The organism is Frankia sp. AvcI1 (assembly GCF_001420875.1).
Lineage (GTDB): Bacteria > Actinomycetota > Actinomycetes > Frankiales > Frankiaceae > Frankia > Frankia alni.
In genome coordinates, this window is sequence record NZ_LJFZ01000001.1 from 253,492 (window position 1) to 266,984 (window position 13,493).

At 73.1% G+C, this 13,493-nt stretch carries 8 protein-coding genes and 8 pseudogenes; 6 read left to right on the forward strand and 10 right to left on the reverse strand.

The genetic code is table 11. The features are described 5' to 3' along the window. The 3 genes and pseudogenes from UK94_RS36055 to UK94_RS36065 form a co-directional block, all read right to left on the reverse strand. Positions 1-232 (reverse strand): annotated as a pseudogene (locus tag UK94_RS36055) (CNNM domain-containing protein); the annotation flags it as partial. Then, positions 229-999: transporter associated domain-containing protein (locus tag UK94_RS36060; RefSeq protein ID WP_235486033.1), on the reverse strand; the 771-nt coding region annotated here is incomplete at its 5' end. The pseudogene UK94_RS36055 and the gene UK94_RS36060, both read right to left, overlap by 4 nt. Before the next feature lies 1 nt (position 1,000). After that, positions 1,001-1,664 (reverse strand): annotated as a pseudogene (locus UK94_RS36065) (CNNM domain-containing protein); the annotation flags it as partial. A gap of 703 nt (positions 1,665-2,367) precedes the next feature. Here UK94_RS36065 and UK94_RS01045 point away from each other — a divergent pair. Next, a partial coding sequence (locus UK94_RS01045) for a DUF4232 domain-containing protein (protein WP_235486035.1) occupies positions 2,368-2,892 on the forward strand: 525 nt, incomplete at its 3' end. A 1-nt stretch (position 2,893) separates the two neighbouring features. After that, positions 2,894-3,033, forward strand: a pseudogene (locus tag UK94_RS36070) (DUF4232 domain-containing protein); the annotation flags it as partial. An 86-nt stretch (positions 3,034-3,119) separates the two neighbouring features. On the opposite strand, the gene UK94_RS01050 reads toward UK94_RS36070, so the two are convergent. The 7 genes and pseudogenes from UK94_RS01050 to UK94_RS36090 form a co-directional block, all read right to left on the reverse strand. After that, positions 3,120-3,755: a TetR/AcrR family transcriptional regulator gene (locus UK94_RS01050; protein ID WP_011606049.1), complete on the reverse strand. Its 636-nt coding sequence runs from the start codon at positions 3,753-3,755 to the stop codon at positions 3,120-3,122. A gap of 229 nt (positions 3,756-3,984) precedes the next feature. Next, on the reverse strand, positions 3,985-5,178 hold the full coding sequence (locus tag UK94_RS01055; RefSeq protein ID WP_011606048.1) for an acetyl-CoA C-acyltransferase: 1,194 nt from the start codon (positions 5,176-5,178) through the stop codon (positions 3,985-3,987). A 480-nt stretch (positions 5,179-5,658) separates the two neighbouring features. Then, positions 5,659-5,841, reverse strand: a pseudogene (locus UK94_RS36075) (DUF309 domain-containing protein); the annotation flags it as partial. A 1-nt stretch (position 5,842) separates the two neighbouring features. Beyond that, positions 5,843-6,318, reverse strand: a pseudogene (locus tag UK94_RS36080) (DUF309 domain-containing protein); the annotation flags it as partial. A 234-nt stretch (positions 6,319-6,552) separates the two neighbouring features. Then, a pseudogene (gene metK, locus UK94_RS01065) lies at positions 6,553-7,588 on the reverse strand (methionine adenosyltransferase); the annotation flags it as partial. A gap of 1 nt (position 7,589) precedes the next feature. Further along, positions 7,590-7,750: pseudogene (locus UK94_RS36085) on the reverse strand (S-adenosylmethionine synthetase N-terminal domain-containing protein); the annotation flags it as partial. A 392-nt stretch (positions 7,751-8,142) separates the two neighbouring features. Continuing rightward, the coding region (locus UK94_RS36090) for a hypothetical protein (protein ID WP_235486037.1) at positions 8,143-8,373 on the reverse strand (231 nt) is incomplete at its 5' end. A 278-nt stretch (positions 8,374-8,651) separates the two neighbouring features. Between UK94_RS36090 and UK94_RS01075 the strand changes: the two genes are divergently transcribed. From UK94_RS01075 to UK94_RS01090, 4 genes and pseudogenes are all read left to right on the forward strand, one after another. Beyond that, positions 8,652-9,595, forward strand: a 944-nt coding sequence (locus UK94_RS01075; protein ID WP_313949432.1) for an LLM class flavin-dependent oxidoreductase, incomplete at its 3' end; no start/stop codon positions are given. An 18-nt stretch (positions 9,596-9,613) separates the two neighbouring features. Beyond that, a pseudogene (locus UK94_RS36100) lies at positions 9,614-9,791 on the forward strand (LLM class flavin-dependent oxidoreductase); the annotation flags it as partial. Between the two features lie 727 nt (positions 9,792-10,518). Continuing rightward, on the forward strand, positions 10,519-11,709 hold the full coding sequence (locus UK94_RS01080) for an amidohydrolase family protein (RefSeq protein ID WP_235486167.1): 1,191 nt from the start codon (positions 10,519-10,521) through the stop codon (positions 11,707-11,709). Positions 11,710-12,944: 1,235 nt separating this feature from the next. Next, positions 12,945-13,484: an alpha/beta hydrolase gene (locus UK94_RS01090; RefSeq protein ID WP_011606040.1), complete on the forward strand. Its 540-nt coding sequence runs from the start codon at positions 12,945-12,947 to the stop codon at positions 13,482-13,484. The last annotated feature ends 9 nt before the right edge of the window (positions 13,485-13,493 follow it).

The window sequence follows — 13,493 nt, forward strand, 5'->3', positions numbered from 1 at the left end:
CGAGTGCGCCCAGCCCGAGGGTGCAGACGGTGACACCGAGCTGCGCGCCGGCGAGCATCAGCGAGACGTTCTCCATCGCGCCGAGGGTGATCCTCGCCAGCCGGGAACCGGCCTGCGCCATCGGCTCGATACTCGTCCTCCGGGCGGAGATCAGTGCGAACTCGGCGCCGACGAACAGCGCGTTGAGCACCAGCAGCAGGATCGTGGCGGCGATCGCCAGCAGGCCGTTCATCGTTGCGCCGTCCGTCCGACCGCCTCGGGTGCGCCGCCCCCGGCCGGCTGGCGTGGCCCGCCGCCGGGCGTCCGAGAGCCGGAGCCGCCGCCACGCTCGCGCGGGCCGGTGGACCGCTCGCGCTGCCCCCCGGACCGCTCACGATCCCGGGTCCCGGCCGGCCGGTGCGCCGTGACCGGGTCGTCCGCCATGGTGACCCCCCTCGGCGCCACCGGCTCCAGCCGGATGCGGTCCACCCGCCGGCCGTCCATCCGCTCGACGGTGTAGCGGACCCCCTCGACCGCCGCCGCGTCCCCCGCCCGGGGGATGCGGCCCAGCGCGCGGGCCACCAGACCGCCGAGCGTCTGGTACGTGTCGTCGGTCGGGATCGCGATCCCGGTGACGTTGCTCGCCTCCTCCGGACGCAGCAGGCCGGACAGCAGCCAGCTACCGTCGTGCCGGCGCAGGGCCCGGGGGGAGACCCGGTCGTGCTCGTCGACGACGTCGCCGACGATCTCCTCGATCAGATCCTCGGCGGTGACCAGACCGTCCGTGCCGCCGAACTCGTCGACGACGATGGCCATCTGCAGCCCGCCGGCCCGCAGCGTCTCCAGCAGCGGCTCCAGCAACAGCGTGGAGGGGACCGTGACCGGCGCGACCATGGCCTCACGCACCGGGGTGCGCTCGCGGTCGTCCTCGGGGACGCCGACCGCGTTCTTGATGTGGATCACTCCCACGACGTCGTCGCTGTCCGCGCCGAGCACCGGGAACCGGGAGTGGCCGGTTCGNCGGGTGAGGGTGATGACCTCGCTGATCGGCTCGTCGGCGTGCACCGTGCGCATCCGCATCCGCGGAGTCATGACGTCCTCGGCGGTCCGGTCCCCGAACAGCAGCGAGCGCTGCACCAGCGTCGCCGTCTCCTGCGACAGGGTGCCGTGCTCCGCGGACCGCCCCACCAGCGAGAACAGTTCCTGGGCGGAGCGGGCCGAGGCCAGCTCCTCCTGCGGTTCGATGCCGAGGCGGCGCAGCACGGCGTTCGCGGTCGCGTTCAGGAAGCGAATCAGCAGCCCCGTGGCCCGGGTGAACATCCGCTGCGGCCCCTGCACGGCCTTGGCCGTGGCGAGTGGATGGGCCAACGCCAGGTTCTTCGGGACGAGTTCGCCGAACACCATCGTTACGGTGGTGGCGAGCACCATCGCGACCACCACGGACAGCGCGCCGGCCAGCCCGTCGGAGGCGCCGAGCGAGGTCAGCGGCCCGCGCAGCAGGTCGGCGATGGCAGGCTCGGTCAGGAAACCGATCGCCAGGTTCGTCACCGTGATCCCGAGCTGGGCGCCGGACAGCTGGGTGGACAGGCCGCGCAGCGCGGCGAGCACGCCCCGGGCGCCCCGCTCACCCCGGTCGGCGGCCCGCTGCACCGACGGCCGGTCGGCGGTGACGAGGGCGAACTCGGNGGCCACGAAGATCCCGCAGGTGGCGACGAGGGCCAGGCCCAGTACCAGGAGAAGCGCCTCGATCATCGGTCGACCCCCGCGGGCGCTTCTGCACGCGTGGGCCGGCCGGAACTACATCCGGCGTCGTCGGAGTCCTTCATGATCCCTTCCGGTCGGTCCGGGTCGGCCCGTGCGCTGGCCTTACCCGCGTCACGCGGGTTCAACGCGCCGGGCAGCCCGTCCGTTTCACGATGACCTGTCGTCGCCGGACGGTCCAGACCTCGGGCGGCGTTCGGTAGAAGATCACTGTGTGGTCCCGCGGGCCGGGAGTCGGCCGACGCCTCACCGTCCGGCCACGATCCGCGACGATCGTCGTCACATCCACGCGCGGCCGACCGCGGACGACGGTCCCGGAAGGCCGGTCGCGGGCCCGGGCGAGGGCCAGGATGGGAGGAAGCGCCTTGGGTCCGACACGCACGAAGTGCTCGAGTGTCACGGAGGGTGACAGCGGGAAGAAGGTGGGTGTCGTCGCCGGGTGCCGCTGCCCAGCCGTCGGACGAGGAGGTCGCCATGCATCGACTTCAGACACGATCCGTGCCGATACCCGTCTGGCCCGATCGGGCGCCCGCGCCCCCGGTCGACCCCATGGCGTCCCGGCCTCCCCGCCCGGTGGGAGCGGGTTCGCGGCCGGCGCCGACGCCCGCGTCACGGGCGGCGCTCCTCGTGGCGGCGGCCACCCTGCTGCTGGCCGCTGGCTGCGCTGCGAGCTCCGCGGGTGGGAAGGCCCCCGCCACGGTGACCGCGCCTCGCGGCGGCCCACCCGCCGGATGGTCGGCCGCCCCGACGACGCTCGCCCCGACGACGCTAGCCCCGACGACGCTCGCCTCGACGGCGCCTGCCCTGGCAACGCCGGGGACGGCAGCCTCGACGCCGAGCGTCCCGGGCAGGACTGTCACCGCGCCGGCCGGGGGGCTGTGCCCCACCGCTCGGCTGGCGGTGCGCTCGGCCGACGGTGAGGGCGCGGCCGGCAGCACCTACGAACACCTGGTGTTGACCAATACCGGCACCACGTCCTGCGTGTTGCGCGGCTTCCCCGGCGTCTCCTACCTCGACGCCGCCGGCCGTCAGGTCGGCGCGGCCGCGGTCCGGTCGGGTCCCGCTGGCCAGGCCGTCCGGCTGGCCCCCGGTGCCTCGGCCAGCGCGACCCTGCGCACCGTGCACCCCGGCATCCAGGTGGGCTGCGAGGAGNCGGCGCAGAGCACACCGGTCGCTTCCTTGCGGGTCTTTCCCCCGGCGAACACGACGGCCCTGCGGCTGGCGTTGTCCGATGTCTCGGCGTGCAGCAGTCCGGCCGTGCAGCAGTTGTCGGTGACCGCCTTCACCCGCTGATGCCTCACCCGCTGACGCCTCACCTGCTGACCTCCCTGGCCGACGCCTCACCGGCCGACCGGCGCCGCACCGATCGGCGGCGGCGGTCAGCCGGCGGCCGGGTCGGCCGCTCCGACGGTGCTCAGGGCGATGCCGACGTAACGCCTGCTGATCTCCGTCGGCGTGAGCGGCCCGGCCGGCTGGTACCAGCCGGTGATCGATCGCAGCATGCCGAGCAGCGCTCGGGAGGTGTCGGCGGGGCTGGTCATCTGGAACACCCCGCTGCTGGTGCCGTCGACGAGGATGTCGAGCAGCAGGGTCTCGAGCTCCTTGCGCTTCGCGGCGTATCCGCGGCGGTTGGCCGGCTCCAGGTAGCGCAGCTCGGAGTCGAGGACGGCCATCCGCACACGGTGCGCCATGAACAGCGTCATCGACTCGACGAACGCGACGAAGCGGGCGCGGGCCGGGGCGCTCTCGCCCACCTCGGCGAGGGCGGCGCGGGCCCGACCGAGCGCATCCTCGATCCCAAGATCCAGCAGCGCCACCAGGATGCCCTGCTTGTTGGCGTAGTGGTAGTAGAGCGCGGGCACGGTGACGCCGGCGCGGCGCGCGATGTCCCGCACCGTCGTGCCGTGGTAGCCGTGCTCGTAGAGGGCCTCCATCGCGCCCTGCAGGATCGGGGTGAGCTGGGGCGGGGCGAACTCGCGCCAGTTCGTCGCCGCCAGCGCGGGTCCTGCCGTCACGATGGCCTCCCGGGTGTGGCTGGTCCTGACCCAGTGTGGACCGGCCGTCCCACGCGTGGATCCGGACCACGCTCAGGGTGACGAACCGCCACGGGCCGCGGGCTCCGGGCGGATCGATCGACGTGCCGGTGCCGCCGACGGGCCAGGTCGTCGACGGCACCGCATCACCAGGTCGTCAGAGCCGTCTCGCTCGTCAGAGCCGTCTCGATCGTCAGAGCCGTCTCGATCGTCAGAGCCGCTCGATGATGGTGGCGTTGGCCATGCCGCCGCCCTCGCACATCGTCTGCAGGCCGTAGCGACCGCCGGTCGCCTCCAGGTAGTTGACCATGGTGGTCAGCAGCCGGGTCCCGGACCCGCCCAGGGCGTGGCCGAGCGCGATCGCCCCGCCGCGCGGGTTGAGCCTGGCCGGGTCGGCCCCGGTGTCGCGAGCCCAGGCCAGGGGCACCGGCGCGAACGCCTCGTTCACCTCGAAGGCGTCGATGTCGTCGATGGACAGCCCGGACCGCTGGAGGGCCTTGCGGGTCGCCGGAATGGGGGCGGTCAGCATGAGCAGCGGGTCGTCGCCGGCCAGGGCGAAGGTGTGGAACCGGGCCCGCGGGCGCAGGCCGAGCTCGTTGGCCTTCGTCTCGCTCATGATCAGCACGGCGGAGGCGCCGTCGGTCAGCGGCGAGGAGTTACCCGGCGTGATGCTCCACGCGATCTCCGGGAAGCGGGCCGCCCACTGCTCGGTGTAGAAGGACGGCTTGAGCTGCTGCAGGCCCTCGAAGGTGGTCGTGGGCCGGACGGTCTGGTCGGCGAGGTGCTGGGTCTTCGTACCATCCGGCAGGGTGATCTCCACCGGGACGATCTCGTTTGCGAAGTCGCCGGCCGCCGCCGAGGCCGCGGCGAGCTGGTGCGAACGGGCGGAGAAGGTGTCCAGGTCCTCGCGGCTGATCTTCCAGCGTGCGGCGATCAGTTCGGCGCCGATGCCCTGGTTGGCCAGACCCTCCGGGTAGCGGGCGCGGAAGCCCGGGCCGTTGGGGTCCTGGCCGATGACCGCGGAGCCCATCGGCACCCGGCTCATCGACTCCACTCCGCCGGCGATGACGATGTCGTACGCCCCCGCGATGACGCCCTGCGCGGCGAAGTGGGCGGCCTGCTGGCTCGACCCGCACTGACGGTCGATGGTCGTGGCGGGCACCGACTCGGGGAAGCCCGCGGACAGCAACGCGGTGCGTCCGATGTTCAGCGACTGCTCGCCGACCTGACCGACACAGCCCGCGATCACGTCGTCGACCAGCGCCGGGTCGAGGTCGTTGCGCGTGACCAGCGCCTTGAGCACGGTGGCCAGCAGTTCCACCGGGTGGGTCTCGGACAGTGCCCCGCCGGGCTTGCCGCGACCCGACGCCGTCCGGACCGCATCGACGATGACTGCGTTTTCCATGGGATCTCCCTCGTCACCAGCGTGGCGGACCGATCCGCCACGCTGCCCGTGTCGCCCACCCGATGTCCAGCGCTCGCTTGGTTGTCTAGCGCTCGCTAAGTAGACACTGCCACGGCCTGCCCTGACATGCGCGATCCGGCCGTCAGGGCCGGGATCGCGCCGGGCGGGTCGTGCCGTGTTCCGCTTGGCGATCGTTCGAGTTGACGCTACGAGGCTGCTCTTGATGGGTCAACAAGCAGATTGGAGTGACAATTCCATACCTGGGGTCGCGGCGCGAGCGACCGGTCCGCCGCCGGGCACCGGCCCGGGCCGCATGGTGAGCCGGATGCGCTGTGAGCCGGATGCGCTGTGAGCCGGGCGTGCTGTGAGCCGGGCGTGCTGTGGCCGCGGGCATGCGGTGAGCCGAGGGCGTGCTGCGAGCCGGGCGCACCGAGTCGGCTGCCGTGAGCCGGGCCCACCCGCGGCCATCGGCGTGAGCTTTCAGCGGACCAGCCGCGGCGGACGGCCACCGGCGGCGGTCCGGGGCCATGCGTCCGCGTCGGCGGGACGGTCGGCCGAGGCGGCCGAGGCGGCCGAGGCGGCTGTGACGCAGGGTGGCTGGGGATGCGCACCTTCGATGGCGGCGACACGATCGGCGATCCACCCGCGCAGGCCGGTGACGTCNACGTCGTGCGGCGGGTTCTCGGCGTAGGGCGCCAGGTTGTCCGACGCTCGGCCAAGTACGGCCACGCCGCCTCTGAGGTTGCCGCGGGCAAGATGAGTGATCCCCACGGCCAGTTGGGTCAGCCCGCGCCACAGGCCGCGCTCGTCTTCTGCGGCGGCCTTCCAGGCGGCCTCGAGAGCCTCATGAGCCTGAAAGGGGTGGCCGGTGTCGAGGAGATGCTGGGCGGCGGCGAGCGCGGCGCCAGGGGGCAGCGGGCTCGGCAGACTCAGGGGCGCCACGCCGGCCGCTCCGCGCGGCAGGGGCCGGCCGAGAGCGTCGCGGGGCCGCTCGGCGGATCGCGTGGACGGTGGTTGCGGTGCACCGCCGCCGCGTTCGCCCGAGGACCCGTCTGGTCCGGTCGGGCGGGGCCCTTCCTGCGTGGACCCGGTGGAGTCTGCTCCGGCGGGCGCCGGTCCGGGGCGTCGTGGTCTGGTCATCTTCGTCAGTGTGACCAGGTGAGGGGACTCTGTCGCCCGCGATGGTCCGGGGTGGCGGTCACCACGCGTCCGCCCGGTGCCGCCACAGCCGTGGCCCGTCCCGGCGGGGGAGCCGGGACGGGCCACGACGAGGGGTGATGCCCTACGGGACGAGGGGTGCTGCCCTCCGGGTTGCGGGTGCGGGCGGCGACGGATCCGCCGCTCGGTTTCGGTCGCGGTTTCGGCGTCAGCGGNCGGCGGCGGCGCGCAGCGCGTCGGCGCGGTCGGTGCGCTCCCAGGCGAACTCGGGCAGCGGCCGGCCGAAGTGACCGTAGGCCGCGGTCTGGCGGTAGATCGGTCGCAGCAGGTCGAGATCGCGGATGATCGCCGCGGGCCGCAGGTCGAACACCTCGGTGACGGCCCGGGTGATCTCGGCCACCGGCACCGTCTCGGTGCCGAAGGTCTCGACGAACAGGCCCACCGGCTCCGCCTTCCCGATCGCGTAGGCGACCTGCAGCTCGGCCCGGCGGGCCAGGCCCGCCGCGACGACGTTCTTGGCCACCCAGCGCAGCGCGTAGGCGGCCGACCGGTCGACCTTGGACGGGTCCTTGCCGGAGAACGCGCCGCCGCCGTGGCGGGCGTACCCGCCGTAGGTGTCGATGATGATCTTTCGGCCGGTCAGGCCGGCGTCGCCGATCGGCCCGCCGATCTCGAACCGGCCGGTCGGGTTGACCAGCAGCCGGTAGCCGTCGACCTCCAGGCCGAGGTTCTCCTCGGCCAGCCGCTTGAGCTCCGGCGCGATGACCTGGTCGCGGATGTCCGGGATGAGGCGGGTCGCGAGGTCGACGTCCGCGGCGTGGTGCGCCGAGACGACGACGGTGTCCAGCCGCACCGGCCGGTCGTCGTCGTACTCGATCGTCACCTGGGTCTTGCCGTCCGGGCGCAGGTAGGGCAGCACACCCTCGTGACGAACCTGGGACAGCCGCTGGGCGAGCCGGTGCGCCAGGGTGATCGGCAGCGGGAGCAGGTCGGGCGTCTCGTCGCTGGCGTAGCCGAACATGATTCCCTGGTCGCCGGCGCCCTGCTGGGCGAGGACGTCCTCGCCGCCCTCGACCCGGGCCTCGTAGGCCCGGTCGACTCCCTGGGCGATGTCGGGGGACTGCGCGCCGATCGAGACCAGAACGCCGACCGTGGCCCCGTCGAAGCCCGTCGCGGCGTCGTAGCCGATCTCGGTGAGGGTGCGCCGCACCACCGAGGTCACGTCCACGTGGGCGGAGCTGGTGACCTCGCCNGCCACGTGGACGTGCCCCGTGGTCAGCAGGGTCTCGACCGCGACCCGGGAGCTCGGATCGGCAGCCAGGTAGGCATCGAGCAGGGCGTCGCTGATCTGGTCGGCCAGCTTGTCGGGATGACCCTCGGTCACGGACTCCGACGTGAACAGGCGGCGGGACATGTGGGACCTCGTTTCGATGCATCGCGGGAAGAAGGAGTTGGCCGTGGCTGGGGCCGGAACCGGTGGACCGCCCGGCCCGCCTCGGGCAGATCGGTGGAGCGTGGCCGGGCCGCGTCGACGGAACCGGCGGCCGGCCCGACCGTGCGGGTGAACGGACAGCCCGGCGAACCTCGCCCCGGGTGACGCCTCCGGCTGGCCCCNGCGAGGCGAGGCACGCAGGCCGGCCACGGCCCGGCGCGAGGTGCTCACGTGCAGCCGGGGCTGGCCGAGGAAGAGGTGATGGCGTGACCGATCCCGCGTGGCAACGGCGGGGCGTCCGGGCGCCGACGGACCTCAGGAACGCGCTGAGTGCACCGCCCGGAGCGCCCGGGGCGGGGAGACCCCCGCGCGGCTCAGCGCGCGGTACAGATGGCGGAGCTCACGAGGGCGAAGTCGACGTGACCACGCGTGACGAGGACGGCCGAGCGCTGCACGCGGTGATCCCACCACGGGCGCCGCGGCGTCGTCAACAGTGCCCGGCCGTGGGCGTGCCTTGTCTCGCCGAGGCCGTCATGCCAGAGTGGGATCATGCCGAGCCCGGACGACCCGACGTCCCGGGTCACGGCCGGCCGGTGGTGACGATGNGCCGCCGGATCCCGCTCGTGCGCCNTCGGTCGGTCGACCTCATGCAGGTGGCCAGTCGCCTCTGTCGCTGACCCTTCGCTGGTTCGTGGCGCCGCGCCGCCAACCAGCCGCGACCGGGCGCCGGGTGTGAGCGGGTCGGCGTCCGTCGCATTCCTACTCACTGTCATGTGGCGTCCCGCCTCGTCGGTCGGTCGTCCCTGTCGGGACCGGGTCGCCGTGCGGAGGTGGCGTGCTCATGTCCCAGGCCGATCGTGTGTCCCAGGNCGATCGCGTGNCCTTGTCCGTACTCGATCTGTCTCCCCGGTCGGAGGGCGCGTCCGCGGGCGACGCGTTGCGTAACACTCTCGACCTCGCCCGTCGCACCGAGGAGCTCGGCTTCCATCGCTACTGGCTCGCCGAGCACCATCTGGTGCCCGGCGTCGTCTCCTCGGCGCCGGCGGTCGTCATCGCGCTCGTGGCCGACGCCACGACCCGGATCCGGGTCGGCTCGGGAGCGGTCCAGATGGGTCATCACACGGCGGTGACCGTCGCCGAGGAGTTCGGCACCCTCGCCCAGATCCATCCGGGCCGGATCGACCTCGGGCTGGGGCGTCCCGCCGTCGACCGGCTGTTCGCCCCGGCGAACGGCGGTGGGCCGCCGTCCGGGTCGCAGCAGCCGGTCGCCGCGTCCGGTGGCGCCGCTCCTGGCCGTGCGGCGACCGTCGTCGACGGGTTGTTGTTGCCGGTGCCGCCCCGGATGCGGCTGAACGCCGACCGGCTGCGTCGCCAGTTCGCGCTCGTCGGCTACCGGCCGGGCGCCGGGGACGAGTACGGCCAGCAGGTCCGCGACATCCAGGCGTTCGTGCGGGGCGACTACCGCACCGCCGAGGGCGAGCACCTGACGGTGCCTGCTGCCGAGGGGGCCGATCTGCAGATCTGGGTCCTCGGCTCCAGTCCGGGCGCAAGCGCCCGGACGGCCGGCGAACTGGGACTGCCGTTCGTGGCGAACTACCACGTCTCGCCGTCCTCGGTGCTCGAGGCGGTGCAGGCCTACCGGGATGCCTTCGTCCCGTCGGAGTCGTTCGACCGGCCCTACGTGATGGTCTCGGCGGACGTGGTGGTCGGTCCGGACGACGACACGGCCGCCGAGCTCGCCTCGCCCTACGGACTGTGGGTGCTGAGCATCCGGTCCGGGCAGGGAGCCCGGCCCTTCCCGAGCCCGGCGCAGGCGGCGGCCCACCCNTGGACCGAGGAGGAACNCACCCTCGTCGCGGACCGGGTCGAGACCCAGTTCGTCGGCGGCCCCGCCACCGTCGCGCGCAAGCTGGAGACGTTGCGGAACGTGACCGGGGCCGACGAGTTGATCATCACGACGATCGCGCATGATCACGTGGACCGGGTGCGCTCGTACGAGCTCCTCGCCGGCGTGTGGCACTGATCGTCCGGAGAACCGCCGGCCTCGGGGCCTGAGCCGGCATCGCTTTGCGTCGTTCCTGACCGCTGGTTACCGTGGAGCTCGGCGCGTGACACGGCCGGCGGCGATCGCCGTCGGCGGCTGTCCGGCCCGCGCGGGTGACGGAGGAGGCATCGTGTCCGACGACTGGTCCAGGAGCGCGGCGGCGCCGCGTCCTCGATCCGGTGGTGGGATGCACGAGCTCACGCACCGTCGCCACATCGACACCTGTCGGGTCAACGCGGCCGCCTGTCCCCGCTGACGTCCCCCAGCCTCCCTGGCCTTCCCGCGCCCCGGGTCCGCCGGCGCCGCCTGCCCCTCGGGCCGCAGCGTCGCCGGATCCGAACTCGGCCCCGATCCGTGAACCGGCGGCGGGAGGTCGTCGACACCGGCAGGAACGGCGTTGGTCATGACCGATCCCCTTGCATCATCCGAACACCCGGATCCGCCGGGCCGGACCGAGCCTGNGAGCCGTCCCGGGCCCGCTGGACGCGTGTCGGTCGCCCGGACTGCGGGACCCGCGCGGCTCGCCTCGCCGCGAGGGCTCGCGGCGACCAGCTTCACGCTGCGTGAGGCGCACGTCCTCGACGCGACCGGCCGCTTCACCGAACCGCGTGACGTGACGGTGCGTGACGGTATCGTGCGGGCTCTGGGATCGCGGCTTGCAGTCGACCCGGACGTCGTCGACGTCGACGCCCGCGGGCTGTGGCTGATGCCCGGCGTCGTCGACTGCCACGCGCACGTGACCCAGGCGACCTATGACCAGTTCGAGCTGGTGACGACCCCGCTGTCCGCGCGGTACCTGCAGACCGCCGATGCGCTGCGGGCCTCGTTGCAGGCGGGCGTCACCTATCTGCGCGACGCCGGCGGCGCCGATGCGGGCGTCCGCGACGCACTCGTGGCGGGCAGCGTGCCGGGTCCACGGCTCGCGATCTGCGTCGTCGCGCTGAGCCGTTCCGGGCGCCACGGCGACGGCGGCATCCTCGGCCCCGGGCTGGAGTCCGCCGACGACGTCCTCGGACCCGACTACCCGGGCCGCCCGCCGCACTCGGTCGTCGAGGCCGGCGGCCTGCCCGCCGCGGTGCGTGGCGTCCTGCGGGCCGGCGCCGACTGGGTGATGATCTACGCCAGCGGTGGGGTGATGTCCGCGCGCCCGGGTAGCCCGGACTTCCAGTTCGGCCGGTCGGAACTGGCCGCCGCGGCCGCCGAGGCGGCCCGCTACGGCCGTCCGGTGATGATGCACGCTCTGGGCGAGCGGGCGGTCGAGGCGGCGGTCGCCGCCGGCGCACGTTCCGTCGAACACGGTCTCGGGCTCAGCGAGCGGGCGGCCGCGGCGATGGCCACCCGCGGGGTCACACTGGTGCCGACCCTGACGCCCTACCGTGACCTGGCCGCGCTGGCGACCACCGGCATGCTGCCGGGCTGGGCGGTGGACCGAGCCGAGGCGACCGCCGCCTCGCTCGCCGAGACGGTCGCGGTGGCCCGCGCGGCGGGGGTTCCCATCGCGCTGGGCAGCGACGCCCGTCATCGCACCCGCCACGGCGCCAACCTCGCCGAGATCAGCCAGTTGCGACGGGCGGGACTCACCGCCCCCGAGGCGTTGCTCGCGGCGACCGCCACCGGGGCCAGGCTGTGCGGGGTGGGGGATCGGCTGGGACGGATCGCCGTCGGCTACACGTTCGACGCGATCCTGCTCGACGAGGATCCGGCGGATCTGCGGATCTTCGAGCACCCGGACGCGGTCAGCGGCGTCTTCCTCGCCGGCCGCCCGGTACTGGCACATCCGCGACTGCCCGCCTCGATGCTGGCCTCGGTCGCGCTGCCCGGGCGCCCGGTGCCGGACGGCGCGGACCGCGCCGCCGCCGCTTCGCGGGTGCTCCCGTCGGGGCCCGCCGCCGGCTGACCGGTGTGCGCCGAGGCCGGCACGCCGGTAGCGGTGTGCCTCCACCCACCGGTGTCGGCAGGCCGACAGGCCCTCTTCGGAGGCGTTTTCCCGGAGTGTTTTCCGGTATTTCCGAAGTATGTGGCGGCGGCTGTCCGTCGAGATGCGGATCCGCTTGCGAAAGCTATCGTCGGAGGAGCCCGGCCAGGCGGAAACAATCGTCTGCGGCGGGCTTCCCGGTATGGNGGAAAAGCCGTCGCCCACACCTCGGAGGTGTCCGATGCAGCACGTCGAAACGATCAACGAGAACATGCGGAAAGCTATCGAGGAGTGCATGTCGTGCTCGGCACTGAGTGAGGAGACGATCTCCTACTGCATGGATATGCCCGGCACGATGATGGACGCGGCGGACATGCGGCTCATGATGGANTGTGCGGCGGNCACCAGGACCTGCGCCGATCTGATGTNCCGGATGTCGCCGTTCCACGCCGAGATGTGTGCCATGTGCGCACGGGTCTGTCGTGCCTGCGCCGAGATGTGCGAGAAGATGCCGCGCGACGCCCAGCTTGCCCGTCTCGCCCGGGCCTGCCGGGCCTGCCTGGACAGCTGCAACGCGATGGCGGGTGCCGCTGCCTGACCTGTCCGCGGGTCCGTCGCCGGCCTGCGGGTACCTGGGCCAGCGTGCCCCAGGCCGGTCTCGCCGTCTGCCAGAGCCGCGTTCGAACATCGAATCGTCATCCTGCGGGGCCCAGGCGGACAAGCTGGGCCTCGCCGGCGGCCGACGGAAACATTACGGTAGTCAGTATTAAATATGTTGACATCCGATCAGAGTACCGCCAGAATCCGACCATGCCTCATCCGGCGCGACGGTCGACCGCTCTGGTCATCCGCGGCCACATCGACTTCCTGCGTGTCGCTTCCGCGGTCTGTCTGGTCCGGGTGCCTCGCTAGGCTATCCTTGCCGGCGCGCCGTCGGCGTTTTCCGGCGCCTTTCCGGTGCTTCGCCGTCACGCCCGTCGCCGCTGCATCCGCAGCCACGCGGCCCGGCTGCACCGGTCGGGCTTCCGCAGCCTCGCACGCGCTTTTTTGCCGTGCCGGAGCGCACTGCCATCCGCATCTGGACGGCACTGATCGGAGATGTCGTGCCCATTCCCCTCTCGTCGCCTCCCTCCCATCCGCGTCCACGTGGTTACGTCGGCGGTCCCGGTTCCCGCTACTGGCCAAGCGGCGATCCGACCCGGCGTGCGGGGGCGAACGTGGTCCTCCTTCCCGGCCGCGGGGAATCCGCAGAAATCTTCGAGAACCTGGCCTTTCGGCTGGCACTCGACGGCTACCAGGTGACGTTTCTCGACCATGGGAGGGACAGCGTCCTCGCCCTTGGGGAGGCGCGCGAACCGGGACTGCCGTTCGTTCTGCTCGGTTCCGACAGCGGCGCCCTGCGTGCGCTGGTCGGCGCCGCGTCGCCCGCCGTTCGCCCGGACGCGCTCATCCTGGTGGACCTGCCGCTGCTGCACCGCGCGGTCGCCGGCGAGCCTCCGGACCAGCCGATCCCACGGTCGCTTCCGGACCTGCCCATCCTGCTGCTGCATGGCGAGGACGACCGGGTGACTCCGTTTCCGCTCGTTCGCATGGCGACGCGGACCGCCCGGGGCGCCCGGCTCGCCTCCCTGCCCGGTGGCCGGGGCGTGTTGCGCGGCCCGGGCCGCCGCGCCGCCGGCGCGCACATCCTGCTCTTCCTGGAGAGCCTGCGAACGCGGCGGCTCACCCCTGTGCCGCGCTCCGCCTCGCCAGCCTGACCACATCGC

Coding starts and splice junctions, on each gene's coding strand:
- UK94_RS01055 (WP_011606048.1), bottom strand. CDS start 5,178: ATGGAAAACGCAGTCATCGTCGATGCGGTCCGGACGGCGTCGGGTCGC.
- UK94_RS01080 (WP_235486167.1), top strand. CDS start 10,519: ATGCCCGGCGTCGTCGACTGCCACGCGCACGTGACCCAGGCGACCTAT.